Below are 24,031 nucleotides of genomic sequence, written 5' to 3'. Positions count from 1 at the left end.
GCGGTGCATTGTGGCGAATGCTTTGAGATACGCGTTGGTGATCGCGGTATTCGGTGCCGGCTTGAGCTTGACCGGAATTGGTATGTCATCATGAGAGAAGCGCGATTCAACTTGAGGAGTAAAGATATTTACCAAGTCCGGTTCGTCTAACGACAAGCAGAGGGAAAGTCATCCGTGCTGACTTTTCCTCTTATCTCTTCACTAAGGACACGATTTCTGGCAAACCTTGGACACCTAACACTGTCATATTCCGGCCAATATGGGTTGGCAGTAACAGCAATGCCCGGTGCTTTTTGAAAATGCTTTTGTTGTCCAATCCAAATTTACTTTTTCCCAATTGCTCTGGCTTTGAAAGATAGCTTAGTAGTAATCAAATCGTTAAAATTCTCTCGAATATGATAACTGCACAATAACAAAAATTGAATTAGAATCACTTATTTCGCTAATAACACGATATAAACATTCAAGTTTTTGGCTTAGATAATCTGCCTCATTTTAATTCTATTGATTTGCAAGGGAATGATGAGATTGAAAGGTATCGTTTTAGCGGGAGGAACAGGTACCCGTCTGTATCCCCTAACAAAAGTCACCAACAAACATTTGCTTCCGGTCGGTAAATATCCAATGATCTTTCACCCGATTGCCAAATTAAAAGAAGCCGACATTAAAGACATTCTGATCGTCACCGGCAAAGAACATATGGGCGATGTCGTGAATCTGCTCGGCAGCGGACGTGAAATGGGCGTTACGTTTACATACAAGGTGCAGGACGAAGCGGGGGGGATCGCCCAGGCGCTGGGTCTGGCCGAGCAGTTCGTCGGAGGAGATTCCATGGTTGTCATTCTGGGGGACAATGTCTTCTCCGACAGCATCGCGCCTTATGTCGAAAGCTTTCGTAAGCAAGGCAAAGGAGCGAAGATCCTCATCCAGGAGGTCCCGGATCCGAAGCGGTATGGCGTGCCGGAATTGGACGGGGATCGGATCGTATCGATCGAGGAAAAACCGCAAGAGCCTAAAAGCAACTATGCGGTAACCGGAATATATATGTTTGATGCGCGCGTGTTTGACATCATTCGGACGCTTAAACCGTCCGCTCGCGGAGAATTGGAAATTACGGACGTCAATAACGCGTACATTGCGGCAAACGAATTAAAGTACGATATCCTTAAAGGCTGGTGGACCGACGCCGGAACTCACGCTTCGCTTGCCAGGGCGAATGAATTGGCGAAAGACATTCTGTTCGGCGAAGAGTTTGGGAAGCTGAAGCTGTAATTTGGAGAGTTGGAGAGGATCGGTGCAGAGCGATGAAGGTTACGGAAGCCAAACTTCCCGGTGTCCTGCTGATCGAGCCGGCTGTGTTCGGCGACCACCGGGGTTTCTTTATGGAATCTTATAATTCGCAAACGTTTGCGAAACACGGCATTCATTTCAATTTTATACAGGATAATCACTCGTTGTCGGCGGAAGCGGGGGTGCTGCGGGGCCTTCATTACCAGTTGAACCCGAAAGCGCAGACGAAGCTGGTTCGGGTCGTTGCCGGGGCCATCTACGATGTGGTGGTCGATATCCGGCGCGGCTCGCCTACGTTCGGGCAATGGCAAGGTTTTATTTTGTCGGCGGCCAATAAGCGGCAATTGCTCGTTCCGCAAGGTTTCGCGCATGGATTCTGCACGCTGGTGCCGCAAACGGAAGTGCTCTATAAGGTGGACGAATATTATTCTCCCGAGCATGACCGGGGCATTGCCTGGAACGATCCGGCGCTTGGCATCGATTGGCCGGTGACCTCTCCGATTCTTTCCGAAAAAGACGGCAGACATCCGGTCTTGTCAGAAGCGGACAACAATTTCGTATTCGAAGGGTGATTGGAACGATGAAATTGCTCGTAACCGGCGGCGCCGGCTTTATCGGAAGCAACTTCGTGCATTACGTGCTGAGGGAGCATCCGGAGGATGTCGTCATCAACGTGGATTGTCTGACCTATGCGGGCAATCTTGAAAATCTTCGCGCAGTCGAAGGCCTTCCGAACTATCGGTTTGCCAAAGTCGATATTACCGATCGCGCTTCGCTGCAGCCGCTATTTGAAGAGGGCGTCGATGTGGTCGTCAACTTCGCGGCCGAATCCCATGTGGACCGGAGCATTTTGGAACCGGATGTGTTTGTGAAAACGAACATTCTCGGCACGCAGACGCTGCTGGATCTGGCCAAACAGTACGGAATCCAAAAATTCGTTCAGGTGTCGACCGATGAAGTTTACGGGACGCTGAGCGATACCGGACTGTTTTCCGAAACGACGCCGCTTGCGCCGAACAGCCCTTATTCGGCCAGCAAAGCCGGCGCCGATCTGTTGGTTCGCGCTTACCACGAAACGTTCGGTCTGCCGGTTAACATCACCCGCTGCTCGAACAATTACGGCCCATACCAATTCCCCGAGAAGCTGATCCCGCTTATGATCCAGAACGCTTTGGAGGACAAACCGCTGCCGGTATACGGCGACGGGCAGAATGTCCGGGACTGGCTGTACGTAGAGGATCACTGCAGCGCGATCGATCTGGTGATCCGCAAAGGCGTCGCGGGCGAAGTGTACAATATTGGCGGAAATAACGAACGCACGAACCTGCAGGTGGTAAAAACGATCCTGAAAGAGCTGAACAAGCCGGAATCGTTGATTACGTTTGTCGCCGACCGTCCGGGCCATGACCGCCGTTATGCGATCGATGCGACCAAAATCCGCAAGGAACTGGGGTGGAATCCGAAGTTCAATTACGAGACCGGCATCGTGGAGACGATTCGCTGGTATTTGAATAACCAGGAATGGATGGAGCACGTTCGTTCCGGAGGCTACAAGCAATACTATGAGAAGCAATATGGCGAACGGCTGGGGGCTAAGCAATGAACGAGAGAGCGTTCACGCTGCTCGTGACGGGGGCGAACGGCCAGCTTGGACAAGAATTGGTTCGCATGGGAACGGAAAAGATCCGCATCGTCGGATATGGCCGGGATCGGCTCGATATCACGAATTTGGATCAATGCCGGGAAGTGATTGCGGATATTCGTCCGGACGCGATTATTCATGCGGCGGCTTATACGGCGGTGGACAAAGCGGAGTCCGAGCCGGACGAGGCCTACCGTATCAACGCGCTTGGAACGCGCAATTTGGCGATTGCGGCCCGCGAGCAGGCAGCTAAGCTGTGCTATATTAGCACTGACTACGTTTTTGATGGCATCGGTGCGGCCCCTTATAACGAATACGATAATACGAATCCCCAATCGGTTTACGGGAAGTCGAAGCGGGCCGGGGAAATTTTACTTCAGTCGCTTGCCGACCGTTATTTTATTGTCCGAACGTCCTGGGTGTACGGCAAGTACGGCAACAATTTCGTGAAAACGATGCTTAAGCTCGCGTCCGAACGGGATTCGGTGACCGTGGTCGCGGACCAAATCGGTTCTCCTACGTATACGTATGATTTGGCGCAATTTCTGATCGAGCTGGTGCAGACGGAAAGGTACGGAGTATATCACGCTTCGAATACCGGAAGTTGTTCCTGGTATGAGTTTGCCAAAGCAATTTTCGAGGAAAGCGGCATCCCGATCCGGACGGAGCCATGCACAACCGAGCAGTTTCCGCGTCCGGCCCCCCGTCCCGCCTACTCGGTGATGGACCACTCGGCCATCCGGCAGAACGGGTTTAAGGACTTGCGGCCGTGGCGGGAGGCGCTCCGCGCTTTTTTGAAGGAACTTAAAGCATGAGTCGGGTTAGGGGAGCGGAACCCTCCGTATCCGTATGTATCGTTACTTTTCAAGGCTGACAGAACAGAGCGCCCCCGGATAAGGACGGATGCTCCTGCTACATTTTGCCCGAACATCCATAATGTCATACGCCTTCGCCGAAGCCGTTCCGAGCATACTAAAGCCGTAACCATCCTAGGAGGTGCGGCCATATGGCGAGCAGAAACAAAAAACTGGTCCCGGAATGCGCCAAAGCGCTGAATCAGTTGAAGTACGAAGTGGCAGCGGAATTGGGAGTGCCGTTCGGACAGAGCCCGGGCGCGATGGATACGGAATTTGCCGGAGAACTGGGCAGCGTTCAATACGGAGCCGGAGGATCCCGGTATTTGGGCCATCTGACGGCAAGGGAAGCGGGATCTGTCGGCGGTGGAATTACAAAACGCCTGGTCCAACAAGCTCAACAAACGATCTTATAAGTAGCATGGATTCAGCGCTTTCCATTGACACGCCTCGACAATTCCGGTATTATTAAATTCCAGAAGGTCTGTCTAACAACCTTTTCCTACCGGAAAAGGTTCATTTTTTGTGTAGGGGAGGTTGAAGATCATGTCGATAAAAGGTCGGCATCTCTTCACGTCCGAGTCGGTCACGGAAGGCCATCCGGACAAAATTTGCGATCAAATTTCCGATGCGGTTCTTGATGCGTTTCTCACCGTCGATCCGTACGCGCGCGTCGCTTGCGAAGTATCGGTCGCGACCGGGCTTGTTCTGGTTATCGGAGAAATCAGCACAAAAGCCGATTATGTCGATATCCCGTCCATCGTGCGCAACACGATTCGTGAAATTGGCTATACCCGCGCGAAGTATGGCTTTGACGCCAGCACCTGCGCCGTTTTGACTTCCTTGAACGAACAATCCGCGGATATCGCGCAAGGAGTCAATGCCGCTCTGGAAACCCGCGAGGGCAAAGACGTCCATCAGGAAAACGAGGATATCGGCGCCGGGGACCAAGGGCTGATGTTCGGGTTTGCCACGAACGAAACGCCGGAATTTATGCCGCTGCCGATCGCTTTGGCGCATCGCCTGTCCCGCCGTTTGAGCGAAGTGCGCAAAAACGGAACCCTCGACTATTTGCGTCCGGACGGCAAAACGCAAGTGACGATCGAATACGTGGACGGCAAGCCGGTTCGCGTGAATACGATCGTAGTGTCTACCCAACACGCCGAAGATATCACGCTTGAGCAAATTCAAGCCGATATTCGCAAACATGTCATTGAGCCGGTCGTACCGAAGGAATGGTTGGATCAGGAGACCAAATACTTCATCAATCCGACGGGACGTTTCGTCATCGGCGGTCCTCAAGGCGACGCGGGACTGACCGGCCGCAAAATCATCGTCGACACGTACGGCGGTTATGCCCGCCATGGCGGCGGCGCGTTTTCCGGCAAGGATCCGACCAAGGTGGACCGTTCCGCAGCTTATGCGGCCCGTTATGTGGCGAAGAATATTGTCGCTGCGGGCTTGGCGGACAAGTGCGAAATCCAGCTCGCTTACGCGATCGGCGTCGCGAATCCGGTATCGATCAGCGTAGATACGTACGGAACCGGAAAAGTATCGGAAGAGAAGCTGGTGGAACTCATTCGCACGAATTTCGACCTCCGGCCTGCCGGCATCATCAAGATGCTCGATCTTCGCCGTCCGATTTACCGCCAGACGGCTGCGTACGGACACTTCGGCCGCAACGATCTCGACCTTCCCTGGGAACGTCTGGACAAAGTTGACGTCTTGAAGCAAGGCGCAGCAGCATTGATCTGAATAGATAGTTCAATATTTCTTTATACCCAACAAGCCGCTTCCCCTAAAGTCGCAAGACTTTGGGCAGCGGCTTGTTGCATTTTCGCGATACTGAATTGCCAATTTTTTTCCTTCTGAAAAATTCGCCTCTAACAATTCCCCGACAAAAAGCCGAAATAATACATACGGTTCTGTTCATTTTTATGATTCCGGCAGAGGGTAGTTCAGCCGATATTCAGGAGGTACGGAATTGCAAGGTTTACGAAACATCTCATGGCTTCTTCTTATCGTTCTTTTGGCCCAACCATTTGCCTCCGCCGTGGCCAGCGCCGCTCCGTCGGGAGCGGAAGTGCGGATCGCCTCCGCGTCAGGCCCGCAGGTGGTGTCTTTGCTGCCGGCGGATGATGCCGCATCGGTTCCGGCTAACACCAAGCTGCGGATTCGGTTCGACGAGCCGGTACAGCGGGGAACCGGAACGATCACGATCAAAAATTCGACGACCTTTGAAACGGTCGAAACGTACGATGTGGCGACCGACACCGCCCATATCCAGTATAATTACGACTCCAGCGTCGTGACGATTACGCCGACGTCGGGCAAGCTGGTCGGCGGCAACAGCTATTATGTGAATGTGCCGGCCGGCGCTTTCAAAAATGCCGCAGGCACCGGATTTGCCGGAATTACCGATACGCTGACGTGGAATTTTCAGGTGATCGGCACGGATACCGGAAGTCCGTACGTATTGTCGTATTTTCCCGCCCAGAACGGCACTGCGACATCGCTTGGCACCCAGCTTTCCATCAAATTCAATGAACCGGTCATTCCCGGAACCGGGAAGATCGTCATCAAGGACTTGTCGAGCGGCAATCCTTTCTGCGAATTCTCGGCCGACTCGGTCAATGTTACGGGAACCGGGACCGATACGATCACCATTGCTCCATGCAAACCCTTCGGCGCCAACATGGTGTATGCCGTACAAATAGAAGGTGCGGCGTTCAGCGACGCTTCCGGCAACTTTTATCCGGGCATTGCGGCAACGGATACGACGACATGGCGCTTTACGATTACCAAAGACACGGAAATTCCGGAGTTGGTAAGCGTTTCTCCGCCGTCGGGCGTAAATTATGTGAAGGAAAACGAAGTGCTGCGCATGACGTTCAACAAGCCGGTTCAGGTTGTTAGCGGCAAAACGGGAACGGCATTGCTTCAAAACGGTGCGGACAAGGTTGTATTGAATCTCGGCCCCGACGCTTCGGACCCGAAATCGGTGACGCTCACGCCGGAAACGCCTTTCAAACAAGCGTCCCGCTACGTCGTGCAAATTCCGGCCGATGCCATTACGGATTTGTCCGGCAATTATTTTCCCGGGATCTTGAACGATTACCGCTGGGTCTTCCAGACGATCGGCTCGGACAAGACCGCTCCGGCGCTGTCGTCCGCGGCGATCGAAGGCGCCAACATTCTGCTGACCTATAATGAGGATCTGGACGAAACCTCGGTCCCGTACGCATCGAATTTCTATGTCACCGTCAACGATGTGCCGCGCCAGGTAAATGGCGTTACGGTGTCCGGCAAACAAGTCAGGCTCATTCTTCAATCGGGGGTAACCGTCGGTCAAACGGTGAAGCTGTCCTACACGATCGGCGATCGTCCGCTTCGGGACAAGTCCGGAAACAATGCGGCTGCTTTGAACGGGCAGGCCGTTTCCAATACGACGGACACGACGCTGCCCAAGCCGGTGAGCGGAGTCGTGAGCGGAAGCACGCTGACCTTGACGTTCAACAAGTCGCTCAGTTCTTCTCCGGCGCCTGCCGCATCCCAGTTTACCGTTTATGTGGGCGGCTACGCCCGCGGCGTAAGCTCCGTAACCGTGAGTGGGACGAATGTGACGCTTGCGCTTGGCGCGGCGATCGGCAATGGGGAAGCGGTATCGGTGAGCTATGCGCCGGGAACGTCGCCGCTGGTCGATTTGAGCGGCAACGCCGTGGCTGCTTTCAATCAATTTTACGTGCAAAACACCAGCGACACGGTTCCTCCGGTGTTGTCTTCGGGCAACGCATCCGGCAACAAAGTGAAGTTGATCTTCAATGAGGGGTTGAACGCGTCGAGCGTTCCCTTGAAGTCCAGCTTTTCGGTGCTGGTCAACGGAGCTTCGGTCGCGGTTTCATCCGTCTCCGTCTCCAACAATACGGTTGAGCTGACATTGTCCAAATCGCTTGCGGCCAATCAGGTTGTTCAAGTCACTTATGTGCCGGGCTCGCCTGCGTTGACGGATCTGGCGGGCAATCCGGCGGCTACGATCAGCAACTATCAAATCGTGGTCGGATCGTCAACCGGCGCGACATTAACTTCTTTGACCGTTAAAGGCACGACGCTAACGCTTACGTATTCGGCGGCGCTCAACGCGAATACGGTCCCGTATCCTTTGCAGTACATCGTGGAAGTGAACGGGAACTATGTGACCGTACGAAACGTGGCGGTCTCGGGCTCGCAAGTGACGCTGACGCTGGCCAGCGCAGTCGCATCCGGTCAAACGGTGAAGCTCACGTATTACAATTCGGGAATCGCGTTGCAGGATGCGCTGGGGACGACGATGGAGGGATTCACCAACCGTGCGGTTACGAACGAATCGTCGGCGATTTCCAACGCGCCGGAGTATTTGGATACGGATGGAGAAGGCGGGCTGCTGCTGTCTTTGAATACGGCTTCCGCTGTGGCTTCTTCCACTCCTTCGGGCAAATCGGGCAAACGGTACCTGATCGATGCCGACAAGCTGATCACGTCCTTTGCGATGTTAAAGTCAAATGCCGCCCAGGTGGCCGTTCAGCAGCTGACCTTCAAAATTCCGGCTTCCGAACCGGCGGCTATGGTCGGAATTCCGCTTCGCGGCTTGATCAGCGGCGCTTCCGTGAATAACAATGCGTCGTTCCGGCTCGTATTCGGCAATCTGGCGTACACGGTTCCGCTCAATTCGATCGACTTTAATCAGGAGCTGAAGCTGATCGGCGGCGACGTCAACGGCTCGTATCTTTATTTGACGATTGAACAGGAGAACAACAGCTCGCTCGCCGCGGCTGTTAACTCCCGGGCCGGCACGCTTCTGTCCGCGCCCGCCAACTTCACCATGTTTGTCGTTTCCGGAACCCGCCAGCGGGAAGTGACGAGCTACAACAATGCGGACGTGACCAGAAGTTTTGTGCTTACTTCCGGTTCGGCCAATCCTTCCGAAATCGCGGTCGTGCGCTGGGATAACGTTTTGGGGGATGCCGTGTATGCGCCAACCTCCGTGAGCGCCACGGGAAGCTCGGCGAATGTCAGCTTCAAACTGAAAAGCAACGGTACCTTTGCGGTCAGCGGCAAATCCAATCGGATTTATTCCGATATGAACTCGCACTGGGCTCGCAACGATGTCGCGATTCTTGCGTCTAAATTTATTGTGGATGGATCTACGCGAACAAAGTTTGCGCCTTCCCAGAACATTACGCGGGCCGAGTTTGCAAAATTCATTGCCCGTGGCCTGGGCTTGCCCGGCGACAACAGCGCAGCCGCCAAGTATAGCGACGTCGGCGCGAACGGGGCGAACGCCGCTTATATCGGCGCAGTGAGCAATGTCGGGATCGTGCAGGGGACGGCCGACGGCAAGTTCAAACCGAACGCTCCCATCACCCGCGAGGAAATGGCAACGATGATGCTCCGCGCCATGACGTACGCCGGCGTTCAGCCCGCTTCCTCCACGGCCGTCTTGTCCAGATTCAAGGACGGCGGCACGGTAAGCAACTGGGCTCGCAGCGCGGTAGCGGGCAATATCGAAGCGGGGGTGATGAACGGCATATCCGCGACCCTGTTCAAGCCGAAGGCCAATGCCACTCGCGCCGAGGCTGCCGTCATGGTCAAGCGGATGCTGGAGTACGCGGAATTATTGAAATCCTGACGATCTGAAGCGAGGCCGGAAATGATTGATATTCATACGCACATTCTGCCCGGATTGGACGACGGCGCGCAGACATGGGAAGACACCTTGAATATGGCGCGGGCGGCGGTGGCGGAAGGCATTACGACCGTCATCGCTACGCCGCACCATGCGAACGGAGTCTACTTGAACAAAGCCGAGGCCGTGCGGGCGCAAGCGGAGCTTTTTCGCGAGAGACTGGCCGCCGAGGGCATACCGCTGAAAGTGGAATGCGGGCAGGAGATCCGGGTTCATGATGACTTACTGGATGCCTGGCAGCGCAATGAACTTCTCACGTTGGCCGGCTCTTCCTATATGCTGATTGAAATGCCGTCCGGACGAATTCCGTCCGGGATGCGCGATCTGATCCATGAACTGAAGATTTTGGGGCTGAAACCGATCATTGCCCATCCCGAACGGAACGCAGAAGCGATTCGCCATCCGGAGCGCCTTTCGGAACTGCTAGACGCCGGGGCGTACGCGCAGGTAACCACGCATTCTCTGCTGGGGCTGTTCGGCAAGAAGATTGAGGATGCGGCCTGGTCGTTTTGCAGAAACGGTCTCGTTCATCTCGTCTCCTCGGATGCGCATCATGCAGACCTTCGCGGATTTCGGTTAAGAGAGGCGTACGACCGCATTTCTAGCAAACTGGGCGAAAAATTTAAGGAAAATTTTAGACAAAATGCTGAAGACCTATTATATAATCACACAATAAGACTTATGGATCATTCTAGGGATCGCATTAGTTTGTGGAAAAAAATTGAACGTTTTATCAGGAAAAGTTGACCTTTGTCTACTAAAAATGCTATCCTAGTATAGAGTTTGGTATAATATGATTAAATTGGTTTGAAATTAATTCTACATATGAGGTGATTGTGGATGTCTTTGAAAAAGAAAGTAACGGCGGGCACGCTGGCCGCAAGCTTGGCGATGACTGCGCTGGCAGGAATTCCGCTCAGCAGCAAAGGTCTCGCGCAGAAACTGGGGTTGAATAATGTAGCCTCTGCGGCGTCGATTTCGAGTTCGCAGTTGGGTTTCTTTGCATCCCAGTTGAAGAGCGCATTAAGCGCGTCCGGAGCCGTTTATACTAAATCGGTTGCAGATAGCGTTTACGCTTATTTTGACAGTGTCAGCAGCGTAACTTATGTAACTTACGACGGTGTGACAACTCCGACCAGTGACATTATCAAACCTGTCAAGGACAAAATCAAATTTAAAGAAGATTCCGGCTTGCAGCTTACAAGCGAAGATGAAAAGAATCTTGAACTGGTCTTCGCCACGCTCGCCAAGTTTACGTTTGAACTGGAAGCAGGCAAACTCGATGCGCTTCAAAGCAACGAATCCGTTCGCGCTACGCTTCGCAAGATTGCACAAGGGGCTGGCGTAGACGGCCTTACCGTCGAAGATCTGAACGGTTTGCTTTTTGGGGCAAAAGGCATTGAAGCCATTGCTTGGCAAGAACTCGCCAACTCGTCTCAATCGCTGCCGGATTTTCTGAACAACGATGAAGCTCGAAACGACTTCGTCAAGCGTGTATTCAAAGCTTATTTGAACACCAATGAAGATCTGGCCAAAGCGCTCAAAGCTTACGAAGTTAATGAAGAAGATCTTGCTCGAGTCGTTTCGAATTTCCGTGATGCGGTAGGTGCATCCAATTTCAACAAGGCGGCGGCAGCGCTCGTTGAAGCCTATATCAATGTTAAAAGTTCGCCTGTTTCCGGCGGAGGCTCTGGCGTATCGAACAACGTTCTCGACAACGCCAGGAAAGAACTTGCCGCTATCAAAGCGAAACTTGCTTCCGCAAGCGACGCCGAGAAACAAGCTCTGATCGACCAAGCGCTCAAGATTGCAGCTGAAGCGATTGCCAAGCTGGCTCAATTCGATGCTTCCTCGCTCGTTAAAGAAGTCGACGGTAAAGCGGTTGTATCCCTGTCGCTTGCCAACCTGAGCTCTCTGTTCAGCTCCGTTGAACAGTTGAAGGCAGCGCTCGCCGATGCGATCGGCGCCGACAATGCGGCCAAGTTGGCTAAGCCGACTCTGGTTATCGACCTCGGCAAGACGACGCTGAAATCCAGCGTGGTCAACCTGGCTAAAGATATCAGCGCGAAAGCGAAAGAACTGAACTTCGGCTGGATCGCGATCAAGGTAAGCGGTGCAACGACGAAGTTCCCGCTCAGCACGTTGGGTGGTGACGTCATTTACACGATCGACAGAACGGCAGCTTCCGCTTCCCAAACCGGCGGACGTCCGGCGGTTACGGACGTGTTCAACTACAGCCTGTCCGTAAACGGCACGGTATACGACAAGTTCAACGAGCCGGTTGAAATTCAACTTCCGGTCACGAATACCTCCGGAGTGGACACGGAGCTTCTGTCCGTTGCCAAGCTCGATAACGGCTCCCTGTCGATCGAAGGCGGCGTTTACGGCGATGGCGTCCTGACCGAACAACGCTACACGTTCTCCTCTTACGTCGGGGTTGAGAATGACGTAACGTTCAGAGACGTGGCGTCCGTTCAAGCTTGGGCCGGCCGTCAAATCAAGGTCGTAGCGGCCAAAGGCGCCATCGAAGGCCGCGGCGACGGCAGGTTCGATCCGAGAGCGAACGTAACCCGCGCCGAATTCGCGAAGATTCTCGTGAGCGCACTGGATCTTGACAATCCGAATGTAACTTCGACCAAGTTTACGGATGTAAACCCGAATGCTTGGTATGCGCCGTACGTTGCCGTAGCGGCTGAAAAAGGCATTATCAACGGCCGCTCCGCGACGAAGTTCGATCCGAATGCGCCGATCTCCCGCGCCGAGATTGCAACGTTGATCGCTCGCGCTTTGCAAGTGACGAAAGGCTTCTCCGAAGTGAAGGATGTCGATGCAGCGCTGGCCAACTTCTCGGATGCAAGCAAGATTCCTTCGTCCCTCAAAGCGGGCGTAGCGTTTGCGGCGAGCAAAAACATCGTGATCGGCACGAACGGCAAATTCAACCCGAACGACAATGCAAGCCGTGCGGAAGCAGCCGTTATCGTCTATCGCGCCCTCAATGCTAAGGCGTAAGACATAATCCCTAATCCTATTCCACACAGTATAACATCCTCCTCTCATCTCGGTGGGGGGAGGATGTTCATCGTTTGGAAGGGGGCGATCATGATCTAGCGTACTAGCTGAAGAAACCTAAGAAGAGCAAACAGCATGGGGGGAGCATGACGTGTCTAATGAATTGGATCTCCGCGATTACTTCCGAATCATCCGGAAAAGGATCTGGTGGATCGTCAGTTTTGTTTTGATCGTGACGATTACGGCAGGAGTATACAGCAAATTTGTTATGGTGCCGATTTACGAAGCCTCTACCAAGATCATTGTCAATCGATCATCGGACAGCTCGATTACGCAGCAATTGGAATTGAATGAAGTGAACACTTATATCAAGATGATCGACACTTACAAAGAGATTATCAAGACACCTGCTATTCTGGATAAGGTCGTAGCGAATTATCCGGAATTCGGGCTGACTTCCGAGCAATTGATGAAAAAAATCAAGGTCAGTTCAGTCAATAACACACAGGTCATGACCGTTATCGTAAGCGATCCTTCTTACCGGAAGGCGGCTCAAATCGCCAACGCTGTTTCGGAAGTGTTCAAACAGGAGATTCCGAGTTTGTTCAGCGTGCAGAACGTTTCGATTCTGAACGAAGCCAAGCTCGAGCCGGCTCAGCCTCCAAGTCCTGTGTCGCCAAATGTGATGCTTAATATCGTCATTGCGTTTATCGTTTCGTTTATGCTTGCCGTAGGGGTTGTGTTCCTGTTGGAATATCTGGATGACACGATCAAGACGGAAGCTGACGTTGAGCAAGTCCTCGGTCTCCCGACGCTGGCGATGATTGCTAGGATGGACCCGAACGAGGTTGAGGCCCAACCGAGCAAATCCGTATCTTTAAAACAGGCAGGTGAGCTTTCCCGTGTCACGACCGGCAAATAAACGTAACCTCATTACCCACACGAATCCCCGTTCGCCGATTTCGGAAGCTTACCGCTCACTGCGTACCAATGTGGATTTTTCTTCCGTCGATCAAAAAATGCAAGTCATCATGGTGACATCGGCTGGCCCCGGCGAAGGAAAATCGACGACAATCGGCAATTTGGCCGTCGCCTACGCCCAAGCGGAACGTAAAGTGCTGTTAATCGACGCCGATATGCGAAAGCCAATAGAGCATCACACATTCGAGGTTTCCAACAGGCGAGGGTTGTCGTCTATTCTATCGCAGCAGTGCACGGTGGATGAAGCGATTCAGCCTACCAAAATTCCCGGGCTGTCCGTGATCACATCCGGCCCGATTCCGCCTAATCCCGCAGAGATGGTGGCTTCCCAAAGAATGTCGAACTTGATCGACGAGCTGCGCAGACGATTTGATGTCATTCTGATCGACTCTCCTCCTACCTTGGCCGTAACCGATGCCCAGTTGTTGTCGACGCGATGCGACGGGGTTGTTTTGGTTTTGGATCAGGGCAAGGTGAAACGTGAAATTGCTTTAAAAGCCAAAGAAGGGCTTGTTAAAGTGGGTGCCAAGTTGTTGGGTGTAGTCCTGAACAATGTAAAACGCAAAAAAAGCGAAGGTTATTATTATTATTATTACGGCAATACCAATTCATAACGCATTTCGGAGGCATGTCAAAATGGCTGTCAAGAAAAAATTGGTCGTATTGTTCGTTGTCGATCTGCTAATTGTTTGGTTTAGCAGCTTTACGGCGTACCTCTTCAGATTCGATGGTTATGTTCCCGGCAACTACCTTCGCCAATTTTTTGAATACAGCCTGATATCCTCCGTTCTTTGTTTGCTTGTCATGCTGTACCTGGGGATGTACCGCAGCATGTGGCAGTATGCGAGTATAGGAGACCTGCTCTCCATGTGTAAAGCGATTGTGATCAGTTGGGGCGTCTCCTATCTGATCACTCTTTTATACATGGACAATCGAGTTCCGCTTAGCGTTGCGATCCGTACGTTGGAAACGGAACTGCTCTTAATGGGCGGCGTGCGTGTATTCTGGCGTATCTTGGGCAGAAAGAAAAAGGCGGACCGAGATAACAAGATTCCGACACTCATTTTTGGAGCCGGCGATTGCGGTATGTTGGTTGCCAGAGAGTTGATGAGTTCGACCATGAGCGATCGGAAGCTTGTCGGATTTATCGATGACGATCCTCAAAAGCATTTTCTTACCGCTTTTCATCTGCCGGTGTTAGGTGATCGCTATTCAATCGAATCTGTCGTCGTCGAGCATCGGATCAAAGAAATCATTATCGCCATTCCTTCCGCCCCAAAGGCGGTTGTTTCCGAAATTATTAACATTTGTATTTCAACAGGCGCAAAAGTAAAAATCATCCCCGGCATTCATGACATGATCAGTGGCAAAATCTCCTTCAGCACCATGCGCGACGTGGATGTGGAGGATCTGCTTGGGCGCGACCCGATCAAGACCGATCTGGTGGGGATCGCCGAGTATGTCCAGAACAAAGTCGTTCTGGTTACGGGAGCTGGCGGTTCGATCGGATCTGAGCTGTGCCGGCAAATTGCGCCGTTCCGCCCTTCCAAGCTTCTTCTCCTCGGTCATGGGGAGAACAGCATTTACAATATAGAAATGGAATTAAGGCGTGCTCATCCGCATTTACATATAGAACCGATTATAGCCGACATACAAGACCGGAAGAGAATGGATAACGTATTTGCGCAGCATAGACCGCATGTCGTGTTCCATGCGGCTGCGCATAAGCACGTTCCGCTGATGGAGAAGAATCCGTCCGAGGCCGTCAAGAACAACGTGTTCGGCACGCAGAACGTCGCCGATTGCGCGGACAAATACGGCACGGAACGTTTCGTCCTCATCTCTTCCGATAAAGCCGTCAATCCGACCAGCATTATGGGGGCTACCAAGCGTATTGCGGAAATGTATGTGCAAAGCTTAAACGCCCAAAGCAAAACCAAATTCGCATCCGTCCGTTTCGGCAATGTATTAGGCAGCCGCGGAAGCGTCATTCCGCTCTTCAAGAAGCAAATTGCCAGCGGCGGCCCCGTAACCGTCACCCATCCGGACATGGTCCGCTATTTCATGACCATCCCGGAGGCCGTTCAGCTTGTTATCCAGGCAGGCGCCTTGTCGAAGGGCGGAGAAATCTTCATCCTCGACATGGGTGAGCCTGTCCGTATCCTCAAGCTGGCCGAGGACTTGATCCGTCTCTCCGGCTACGAGCCTTATGTGGATATCGATATCCAATTCACGGGCATACGCGAAGGAGAAAAGCTGTACGAAGAGCTGCTCACGGCCGAAGAAGGTGCAACCAAGACCCAGCACGAACGAATTTACATCGGCAAGCCAAGCATCATCAGCCAGAAGGAACTGGACCTGGAGTTCGCCCGGCTGGAAAGGGTACTTGGCGAAGAACCGAAAGCGGTCAAGGATGCGATCGAGAACTTGGTGCCGATTTTGGAGTATGTTTCGTAAGACCATGATAGTAATTGGGGATGCTTTGTGATGATTTCATATATTAAGGTAAAACGTGTTCTTGACTTTGTTCTCTCCTTGTTTCTACTGATACTTACCTCTCCTTTATTACTTATTTTAGCACTACTCATTAAAGTTGATTCAAATGGACCCGTTTTATTTAAGCAAAAAAGAGTGGGGAAAGAAAAGAAAGAATTTAATATCCTTAAATTTAGAACAATGTACATTGATGCTCCGAAAGATACTCCAACAGATATGTTAGTTAATCCAGAATTATATATTACTCGAGTAGGTCGCTTCTTAAGAAAGACAAGCTTAGATGAACTTCCCCAGTTAGTAAACATATTAAGAGGTGAAATGAGTTTTGTAGGTCCACGACCTGCATTATGGAATCAATTCGACTTAATAAATAAAAGAGATCAGTACAATGTCAATAGTATTAACCCGGGGCTTACAGGATGGGCACAGATAAATGGCAGAGATGAGATTTCTATCGATTTAAAGGTTCAATATGATAGTGAGTATTATAATAATTTAAGCTTAAAATTTGACTTGAAAATACTCCTGAAAACCGTATTAGCTGTTGCGAAAAGTGAGGGAATAAAAGAAGGGGCAGACAAGATTTATGAGAATACTCATAACTGGTGAGAAAAGCTATATTGGGTTAAAGTTAAAACAATGGTTAAATCAATGGCCAGATAGATATGAAGTTGACAATATTAGTTTAAAGAATGATGTTTGGAAGCAAAAAGATCTTTCGATATACGATTCTATTATTCATGTTGCTGCCATTGTACATCAAAAGGAGAATTCAAACTCAAGGAATACTTTTTATTTGGTCAACAGAGATTTAACGAAAGCACTTGCATTAAAAGCGAAAAGTTCGGGCGTAAAACATTTTGTTTTTCTAAGTAGTATGTCTGTATATGGACTTGATGGCAAAATAGGAGCAGAAGTTATTATCGATAAAAACACACCATGTAATCCTAACACACTTTACGGCAAAAGCAAGCTTGCTGCAGAGTTTGAACTAAAAAAAATTATGGATGAGCGAGATTTTAAAGTTGCAATAGTAAGACCTCCAATGGTTTATGGTCCAGATTGTCCAGGGAATTATGCGAGACTGAGCAAATTGGTGAAAAGATCATTAGTTTTTCCCGAATATGAAAATAAACGCAGCATGATTTATATTGACAATTTAACGGAGTTTATCAGGCTCATAATTGATACACAGGCGCAAGGTTTATTTTTCCCTCAAAATAAAGAATATGTAAACATTAAAGATTTGATAGATTTGATAGCTAAAGTGAATTCTAAAAGAATTTATTTTTCGACTTTACTTTCCAAGATAATGAATCTTTTTAAAAATAGAATTGAAATTTTCAATAAAGTTTTCGGTAATTTAACTTATAATCAGGAACTATCATCACATCAGAATTTTAATTATTGCATTACAGAATTCAAAGAATCCATTATTAATTCTGAACTCAGAAATATGAATCTAGAGTCAAGGTGGAGCCACAAAAATGAAGATACTGCTATTGGGAAATGATAGCACATATATATATAACTTTCGTAAAGAGATCATTTTGAGATTATTAGAGGAAGGACACGAAATTCATATTTCAACTCCCATAGGTAATAGAATTAATGAGTTGATAAAATGGGGGTGTAGGGTTACAGAAACTCAGGTTGATCGTAGAGGCACTAATCCTGTCAAAGATTTAAAATTACTCCTGCATTATATTCGTTTATTAAATAAGATTAAACCAGATGTTGTTCTTGCGTATACGATAAAACCCAATTTATATGGCGGAATAGCCTGCCGATTACTTAGAATTCCCTATATCAATAATATTACAGGTTTAGGAAGTGGATTTCTTAAAAAAAGTGTTTTATTTAGGAATCTGCTTACCTTTCTATATAAAGTAAGTCTAAAGCGATCATTTTGTATATTTTTTCAAAATAAGTCTGATTTGAATGCTCTGTTAGAAAAAAAAATAATTAAAAATAATTACGAGCTTCTTCCGGGTTCAGGGGTAAATCTAAGCGAATTTGCCTATAAACCATTTCCATCAGATAGAACGCCTACTTTTTTATATATTGGGAGAATAATGAAGGATAAGGGGATAGATGAATACCTAGAAGCTGCTAAAATAATTAAAACCAAATATCCTGAGGCACGATTTAACATTATTGGTTATGTGGAGAAAACACAATCTCATTATAGTGAAATAATTAAAAGATATGAAGACGAAGGTTTCATCTCGTATTATGGGTATCAAAGTAATGTGAAACCTTTTATTGAGGAGACACAATGTGTTATTCAGCCATCGCATGGTGGAGAAGGAATGTCAAATGTTTTGCTTGAGTCTGCAGCAATGGGAAGAGTTCTTATCGCTTCTGATATACCTGGCTGTAGAGAAACAATCAACGAGGACGAGAATGGTTTTTTATTTGAACCCCAAAACACCAGCAGCTTAATTTTGAAAATAGAAAAATTTTTGGAATTACCATACGAAGAGAAAAGACGAATGGGAAAAAATTCAAGATCAAAAGTCGAGAGAGAATTTGATAGAAATATAGTTGTTGATGCTTATTTGAAAAAAATTAAACAAATATGTTGTTGAATTGTTCATGACCAAATTTACGGTGATAAGGGATAAGACATGTAGGGTTGGTGCATGGAGCAATTCTTTCAGATTTTGATCCACACAAAAAGTAGAACGGGAATTTAGACGCATAGACGCATAGTAATTAAATCTTTTTTAGAGGAAATTTATGTGCCTTGTAGCATTAAATAACTTATTTCAGGAGATTAGTTATGAATAGAATTCTTTTTATTACCACGAGAAATATATTTAACACCTGTGGTGAATTGCGGTTAATAAAAAATCGTACAAAAGCATTATATGAAAATTGGAATGTTGTAACCGACTTTATAGCAATTAACAATAGAAAAAAGATTAACTCAAAAAATGAAGAAATAGGGAGTGGTAGCACTATAACAGTTATTCCATGTAATAATTATAATGTTGTAAGTATTTATAATGCCTTTAATAAAAGTAAAAAACTACTTTCCAGATTATTTATAAATAATCATTACAAATGCGTTATTCTTTCAGGAATTGGAACATTTTCACTTGCTCCATTCATAAAAGAAATAAATAACGATATCCCTATAGTAGCAGATATTCACAGTGCAAAAGAAGAGTTATTAGAGTTCAATAAAGGAAATTTAATAAAGAAAATATATAGGACATTGATGTATAGCTATATTAAGTACAGTGAATCAAAATATTTAAACCAATTGGACGGTGCCTTAGTTGTTTCTAATGCATTAGCAGAATATCTTAATAAAGAGTATCATTTAAATAACTTTAAACATTATGTTGTTCCCTGCTATATAGAAAATAATTATAGCTTAGAGAAAAGGTTGTTCAATCGGGAAAAATATAGAACGAAATATAATATAGAACCAGACGAATTATTGTTCATTTATTCTGGTGGTACTTCTCCTTGGCAATGTATTAATGAATCAATTAAAATTTTTTTGAGTATAAAATCGGATATTCCAGAAAAGTCTAAAATGTTGATACTATCCCATAATATAGAAGAAATAAAACCTATGATTAATAATTGCTCTGATATTCTTACAGATAGTGTTAATGCAAATGAAGTAAATCACATATTGTGTGCTGGTGATTTCGCCTTCTTAATTCGCGAAAATTTTGTGACGAATAATGTTGCATACCCAAATAAATTTTTAGAATATGTACAAAGTGGAATGATGATAATCACTACGCCATATGTATTTGATGTAGCCAAACAAGTAGAGGAATTCGGTCTAGGGATAATTATTGATTTTAATAATTATAAAGAAAAAATACTTGATTATATAAGTAGAGGTAAAAAAGAAATTGATGATAAAAGAGAGAACCTTCTAAATAGATTGAATTATAGTGAAACATTACAAAAATTTGTATATGATAATAAACTTCTTTAGTTAAGTTATTTTAGAAAAGGAAGAAGTAAATTTAAATGAACATATCAGAAAAACATAATGGAAACATATTTAATGTAAAATATATAATCATAGCAATTGTAGTTAGTTTGTTAAATAGTTTTTATTATAATAATTTTGCTATCATGTTATTTTTAACTGTTATACAATCGTTAGTCTTAATTAAGTGTTTGATGCTAGGACAAGATGTTAAGTACCTATGCTATTATATTATTTTTCTAAGTACGAGTTTGGAGTCAGCTACATTCGTAGGTACAGATGTATTTTATGGCTTTAAGGCATTTAGAATAGCAGGCGTGAATCTGGGTGCTATTTTTATTTTGTTGCCTTTGATAAAATTGGTTTTAACAGGAAAGCTTCAGCATCCTTTCAGATCAAAAGGATTTATTGGTAAGTTTATTAAAGGTGTATATATAATTACTCCTATTGCATTTATTATGGGATTATTCAACTTACTTATTAACGATAATAATATTCAAGAAAGTATTACAAACATTGGAATGTTTGTAGACGCTAGTTATATATTTCTTTTTGTTGCTGCTGAAGCAATTGTTATTTACACTATAATTAAACTAAATATAAACCGAATTGATGAAATCAAGCAATGTCTATTGGCAATTGTTATTAGTCTTTCAATTAACCTTGTAACATCACTATTATTTCAGAATTATGGGAACCGTGGTGGGTTGGATTCTTTACAAGTAAGCAACATTATTATGTTGTTATTCTGTACGATTCTGCTCCCTTTCTATTCTGACTATAAAAAACATGAAAAAATTATTTTAGCGATAATTACTGGAACGATTTTTCTACTGGGAATAACTTATAACACAAACGGGAAAATGCTGATTGTTGCAATGATAATACCGATTTTGATTTTAACTATCCAACTTAGAAAAAAAATGTATATGATTTCATGGTTCACATTTATGGGGATTTTATTTATTGTCTATTTCACAGTGAATATCATTATTCCAAGCTTATCAAGCAATAATTTTTTATTATCTACAAAATTAGATCAGGCTACTTCTATGTTTTTATTTGGTAATGGTTGGTTAGAAAATATGCCGAGTTCCCCTAAAATTAGAATTTCACAATTTTTAAATATAACTATTGAATATTTTAAAAAGCCTTGGTTTTTTCTGGAGGGGAAAGGTTATCTAGGAACTATAAAAGATCATTTATCTTTATTTACAGATGTAGATGAATTCACATACTCTAAATGGCAAATTGAAAATGGACTATATTATGTTTTACATGAAACATTAAACACCTTGTACCTAACAAATGGTCTAATTGGGCTTATATTCTTTTTTTGGATGTTTAAGATTATCGCCACTAAAATACATAAATCACCCTGGTTAATGATTGGTGGCATTTGGTTTGTCTTTTTTTATGCATATTCGATAACGATTTCAATTATTGGGATAACCTCATTGATTATTGGTTTGATGGATTTAGATATAGAGAGAAATGTTTTCCAGAAAACAAATAATCAAAGTATACTTCAAAAAAATTGAACGTTTACGAGGTAGTTTTAATGAAGATTTTAATATTAGATTATTTATTCCCTCAGAATCATGTTAGTTTATATTGTAAAATTATCGAGTGCTTATCAAGCGTAGGTCAAACAAAAGTGATAACTAAAAAAGATTATTATTCAGGGTATGAAAATAACTTGGCATGTGTTGAGATTGAAGAGATCGTTGCAAGAAATGATGGAAAGAATATGTTGAGTAGAAAATTTCAATCTTTTAATTCTATGCTGAAAACTAGAAAAATAGTTTCTAATAGCAAGGATAGTCTAAAATTTGTTTTGACTTTTGATACAGTAAGTTTTGCCTTTGGACGGTTATTAACAGGATCGAATAGTTTTTTTATTCTACATCATAAAAATATTGATGAGTTAAATAACAAAATAAAAAAAATAATTTTTAAAACCTATATGAACAAGGTAAATCATATAGTTTTTGAGGATTATTTTAAAGAATATTTAATAAAAGAAATAGGAGTTAACGAGAAACTTGTTCATGTTATCCCGCATCCGGTTTTTGATTCCGAAACTTCAAATGGAAATGAAATAATATATGATTGTATCGGATTGAGTAATAGTAATGATGAGAGTTTTATAAAAAAAATAATTGATGAAGAAAGAAAAAATGGTTATTTAAAAAATGCTAATCTGCAAGTTGTTTTACGTTCTAAGAAGTACCAATTTGATAATGGAAATTTGAAAGTAATAAATGGTTTTTTACCAAAAGAAGAGTACGATAGTTATTTTAAAAAGTGCAAAGTGGTTTTTATCCCATTACCTGATAATTTTATTTATCGGGTTAGCGGCGTTATGTATGATGCACTTTCAAATCACAAGATTGTTATAGCAAATAAAGTCCCTATTGTGAATCAATATGAAAAAAAATACCCGAATATATGCATTGGAATTAATAATGTAAATGAATTTTTCGAAAAAGTGCTGGAACTAAAATATAACGAAGAGGTTGAAGATGATTTCTACAATTTTAAGAAATGTCATGAAAAGAATACAATAATAAAAAAATTTATTGATACATTTGAGGGTGTAAAAATTAATGAAAGCAAGAAAAAGTGATATTATATGGAATTATATTGGGACGCTTATATCACTAGGGGCAAATTTTTTTTTGTTACCGTTTATGATTTACTTTCTTGATGGAGAAGAATTAGGGTTATGGTACGTGTTTTTAAGTATTGGAGCGATAGTCACTTTATTTGATTTTGGTTTTAATCCTACTCTCGCAAGAAATGTGACTTACTGCTGGAGTGGTGCCATTAAATTGAATAAAATAGATGTTTCTATTGTTAATAATCATGAACCCAACATAGGGTTATTAAAGAAATTGATTTTTACCTGTAAAAAAATTTATCTAATTATCTCTGTATTAGCGGTATTTGTACTTATAACAATAGGAACTATCTATATACTCAAAGTATCTAGTAATATGAGTGGATACAATTATATTGTCGCATGGGGTATTTATATTTTAGCAGTTTTTCTTAATCTTTATTATGGTTATTATACTGTTTTTTTACGAGGGGTTGGTGCTATTGCACAGAGTAACAAAGCAACAATAATCTCAAGAATATTTCAAATTATTATTTCTATTATACTGTTATTTTTAGAGTTCCATTTGAGTGCTGTTTCCTTAGCATATTTGGGATATGGTTTAATTTACCGTTTCTTGTCAAAAAAGGCGTTTTATGAGTTTGAAAATATCGGTTCGCGTATTAAAAATGATCCTACAATTGTTAAGGCATCAGATATTAAAGAAACTTTTAATATAGTATGGCATAACGCGTGGAGAGATGGAGTAGTTTCTATTTCTAGATATCTTACAAGTCAGGCTTCTGTTATTATTTCTTCCATATACTTTAGTTTAACAACAACAGGAATATATTCAATATCAGTTCAGCTTATTACAGCTATATCAACTATATCTGGTGCATTATATACCACATATCAACCTTCTCTTCAAGCTGCATACATTAATAATCGAAAAGATGATCTAAAAAAATTAATGTCAATCGCCATGACTGTGTATTGTGTCTTATTTTGGGTTTGCATAATTGTCCTTTTAGTAATTGGTATTCCTATACTTAAGTTGTTAAATCCTAATATGTTATTTAGTATACCAATATTACTTGGTATTGCAGTATATGATTTTTTGCTCAAACATCATTCCTTTTATGCATCGTTTATATCTAATACAAATCGAGTGCCGTATATGAAACCTTTTTTAATTTCCAGTTTTGTAGGCATTATTTTTTCAATCCTACTTATTAAAACAACTACTATAGGTATCTGGGGATTGATTGTAGGGCAATTTATCGCTCAAATTGCTTATAATAACTGGATATGGCCATACAAAGTGATGAAATTATTAAATACAAATCCTATAGAAATGTTTAGAATAGGTATAAAGAAGTTATTATAAAGATAGCAAAATCTTGGCTAAACCTAATGTTATCTACTACATTAGACAAAAGTAGAGGCATCCAACATTATTTGATTTATG

At 44.9% G+C, this 24,031-nt stretch carries 20 protein-coding genes; all 20 read left to right on the top strand.

From position 1 onward, the window contains the following. Positions 1–3: 3 nt before the first annotated feature. The 20 genes from F560_RS25910 (at position 4) to wzx (ending at position 23,950) form a co-directional block, all read left to right on the top strand. On the top strand, positions 4–150 hold the full coding sequence (locus F560_RS25910) for a DUF5348 domain-containing protein (protein ID WP_245554830.1): 147 nt from the start codon (positions 4–6) through the stop codon (positions 148–150). 378 nt (positions 151–528) lie between these two features. Continuing rightward, positions 529–1,272 (top strand): sugar phosphate nucleotidyltransferase, encoded by a 744-nt coding sequence (locus tag F560_RS0108830; protein ID WP_026298181.1) that lies wholly within the window; start codon positions 529–531, stop codon positions 1,270–1,272. A 32-nt stretch (positions 1,273–1,304) separates the two neighbouring features. Beyond that, positions 1,305–1,862 carry a dTDP-4-dehydrorhamnose 3,5-epimerase gene (gene rfbC, locus F560_RS0108825; RefSeq protein WP_019005363.1) on the top strand — a complete coding sequence of 186 codons (558 nt, stop codon included), beginning with the start codon at positions 1,305–1,307 and terminating at the stop codon, positions 1,860–1,862. 8 nt (positions 1,863–1,870) lie between these two features. After that, complete coding sequence (rfbB, locus tag F560_RS0108820) at positions 1,871–2,893, top strand: dTDP-glucose 4,6-dehydratase (RefSeq protein WP_019005362.1); 1,023 nt, start codon at positions 1,871–1,873, stop codon at positions 2,891–2,893. Further along, positions 2,890–3,747 carry a dTDP-4-dehydrorhamnose reductase gene (gene rfbD, locus F560_RS0108815; RefSeq protein WP_019005361.1) on the top strand — a complete coding sequence of 286 codons (858 nt, stop codon included), beginning with the start codon at positions 2,890–2,892 and terminating at the stop codon, positions 3,745–3,747. The genes rfbB and rfbD overlap by 4 nt, the downstream gene beginning before the upstream one ends. Positions 3,748–3,938: 191 nt before the next feature. Beyond that, positions 3,939–4,202: an alpha/beta-type small acid-soluble spore protein gene (locus F560_RS0108810; RefSeq protein WP_019005360.1), complete on the top strand. Its 264-nt coding sequence runs from the start codon at positions 3,939–3,941 to the stop codon at positions 4,200–4,202. Positions 4,203–4,332: 130 nt separating this feature from the next. Beyond that, the gene (gene metK, locus F560_RS0108805; RefSeq protein WP_019005359.1) at positions 4,333–5,541 is read left to right on the top strand and encodes a methionine adenosyltransferase; all 1,209 of its coding nucleotides are present in this window, start codon (positions 4,333–4,335) and stop codon (positions 5,539–5,541) included. A 229-nt stretch (positions 5,542–5,770) separates the two neighbouring features. After that, positions 5,771–9,451, top strand: coding sequence for a SwmB domain-containing protein (locus F560_RS0108800; RefSeq protein ID WP_019005358.1), 3,681 nt, complete (start codon positions 5,771–5,773; stop codon positions 9,449–9,451). 21 nt (positions 9,452–9,472) lie between these two features. Continuing rightward, positions 9,473–10,255, top strand: coding sequence for a tyrosine-protein phosphatase (locus tag F560_RS0108795; protein ID WP_019005357.1), 783 nt, complete (start codon positions 9,473–9,475; stop codon positions 10,253–10,255). A 93-nt stretch (positions 10,256–10,348) separates the two neighbouring features. Further along, entirely contained in the window at positions 10,349–12,517 is a 2,169-nt protein-coding gene (locus tag F560_RS0108790; RefSeq protein WP_019005356.1) for an S-layer homology domain-containing protein, read from the top strand. Between the two features lie 151 nt (positions 12,518–12,668). Further along, positions 12,669–13,439: a YveK family protein gene (locus F560_RS0108785; RefSeq protein WP_019005355.1), complete on the top strand. Its 771-nt coding sequence runs from the start codon at positions 12,669–12,671 to the stop codon at positions 13,437–13,439. Then, on the top strand, positions 13,420–14,112 hold the full coding sequence (locus F560_RS0108780) for a CpsD/CapB family tyrosine-protein kinase (RefSeq protein WP_026298180.1): 693 nt from the start codon (positions 13,420–13,422) through the stop codon (positions 14,110–14,112). The genes F560_RS0108785 and F560_RS0108780 overlap by 20 nt, the downstream gene beginning before the upstream one ends. A gap of 22 nt (positions 14,113–14,134) precedes the next feature. Further along, entirely contained in the window at positions 14,135–15,955 is a 1,821-nt protein-coding gene (locus F560_RS0108775; RefSeq protein WP_019005353.1) for a polysaccharide biosynthesis protein, read from the top strand. Between the two features lie 30 nt (positions 15,956–15,985). Next, positions 15,986–16,603, top strand: a complete 618-nt coding sequence (locus F560_RS0108770) for a sugar transferase (RefSeq protein WP_019005352.1) — start codon at positions 15,986–15,988, stop codon at positions 16,601–16,603. Next, a complete protein-coding gene (locus F560_RS0108765; protein ID WP_019005351.1) occupies positions 16,581–17,507 on the top strand; it encodes an NAD-dependent epimerase/dehydratase family protein in 927 nt (308 codons plus the stop codon). The genes F560_RS0108770 and F560_RS0108765 overlap by 23 nt, the downstream gene beginning before the upstream one ends. Continuing rightward, complete coding sequence (locus F560_RS0108760) at positions 17,482–18,585, top strand: glycosyltransferase family 4 protein (protein ID WP_026298179.1); 1,104 nt, start codon at positions 17,482–17,484, stop codon at positions 18,583–18,585. The genes F560_RS0108765 and F560_RS0108760 overlap by 26 nt, the downstream gene beginning before the upstream one ends. A 194-nt stretch (positions 18,586–18,779) precedes the next feature. Continuing rightward, entirely contained in the window at positions 18,780–19,961 is a 1,182-nt protein-coding gene (locus tag F560_RS0108755; RefSeq protein ID WP_019005349.1) for a glycosyltransferase family protein, read from the top strand. 35 nt (positions 19,962–19,996) lie between these two features. After that, the gene (locus tag F560_RS0108750; protein ID WP_019005348.1) at positions 19,997–21,499 is read left to right on the top strand and encodes a hypothetical protein; all 1,503 of its coding nucleotides are present in this window, start codon (positions 19,997–19,999) and stop codon (positions 21,497–21,499) included. Positions 21,500–21,519: 20 nt separating this feature from the next. Continuing rightward, complete coding sequence (locus tag F560_RS0108745) at positions 21,520–22,587, top strand: glycosyltransferase family protein (RefSeq protein ID WP_019005347.1); 1,068 nt, start codon at positions 21,520–21,522, stop codon at positions 22,585–22,587. Then, on the top strand, positions 22,568–23,950 hold the full coding sequence (gene wzx, locus F560_RS25540) for an O-unit flippase-like protein (RefSeq protein WP_156828935.1): 1,383 nt from the start codon (positions 22,568–22,570) through the stop codon (positions 23,948–23,950). Before F560_RS0108745 ends, wzx begins: the two co-directional genes overlap by 20 nt. Positions 23,951–24,031: the final 81 nt, after the last annotated feature.

The sequence above is a fragment of the Cohnella laeviribosi DSM 21336 genome, from assembly GCF_000378425.1.
GTDB lineage: Bacteria > Bacillota > Bacilli > Paenibacillales > Paenibacillaceae > Cohnella > Cohnella laeviribosi.
Note: the sequence above shows the minus strand (reverse complement) of the source record. Positions and strands in the feature narration are given on the sequence as shown.

What these genes read in the sequence shown, in the direction of transcription:
- F560_RS0108745 (WP_019005347.1), top strand. Translation starts at nt 21,520, where the DNA reads ATGAAGATTTTAATATTAGATTATTTATTCCCTCAGAATCATGTTAGT.
- wzx (WP_156828935.1), top strand. Translation starts at nt 22,568, where the DNA reads ATGAAAGCAAGAAAAAGTGATATTATATGGAATTATATTGGGACGCTT.
- F560_RS0108795 (WP_019005357.1), top strand. Translation starts at nt 9,473, where the DNA reads ATGATTGATATTCATACGCACATTCTGCCCGGATTGGACGACGGCGCG.
- F560_RS0108750 (WP_019005348.1), top strand. Translation starts at nt 19,997, where the DNA reads ATGAACATATCAGAAAAACATAATGGAAACATATTTAATGTAAAATAT.
- F560_RS0108770 (WP_019005352.1), top strand. Translation starts at nt 15,986, where the DNA reads ATGATTTCATATATTAAGGTAAAACGTGTTCTTGACTTTGTTCTCTCC.
- F560_RS0108810 (WP_019005360.1), top strand. Translation starts at nt 3,939, where the DNA reads ATGGCGAGCAGAAACAAAAAACTGGTCCCGGAATGCGCCAAAGCGCTG.
- F560_RS0108765 (WP_019005351.1), top strand. Translation starts at nt 16,581, where the DNA reads ATGAGAATACTCATAACTGGTGAGAAAAGCTATATTGGGTTAAAGTTA.
- F560_RS0108775 (WP_019005353.1), top strand. Translation starts at nt 14,135, where the DNA reads ATGGCTGTCAAGAAAAAATTGGTCGTATTGTTCGTTGTCGATCTGCTA.
- rfbB (WP_019005362.1), top strand. Translation starts at nt 1,871, where the DNA reads ATGAAATTGCTCGTAACCGGCGGCGCCGGCTTTATCGGAAGCAACTTC.
- rfbD (WP_019005361.1), top strand. Translation starts at nt 2,890, where the DNA reads ATGAACGAGAGAGCGTTCACGCTGCTCGTGACGGGGGCGAACGGCCAG.
- F560_RS0108760 (WP_026298179.1), top strand. Translation starts at nt 17,482, where the DNA reads ATGAAGATACTGCTATTGGGAAATGATAGCACATATATATATAACTTT.
- metK (WP_019005359.1), top strand. Translation starts at nt 4,333, where the DNA reads ATGTCGATAAAAGGTCGGCATCTCTTCACGTCCGAGTCGGTCACGGAA.
- F560_RS0108790 (WP_019005356.1), top strand. Translation starts at nt 10,349, where the DNA reads ATGTCTTTGAAAAAGAAAGTAACGGCGGGCACGCTGGCCGCAAGCTTG.
- rfbC (WP_019005363.1), top strand. Translation starts at nt 1,305, where the DNA reads ATGAAGGTTACGGAAGCCAAACTTCCCGGTGTCCTGCTGATCGAGCCG.
- F560_RS0108755 (WP_019005349.1), top strand. Translation starts at nt 18,780, where the DNA reads ATGAATAGAATTCTTTTTATTACCACGAGAAATATATTTAACACCTGT.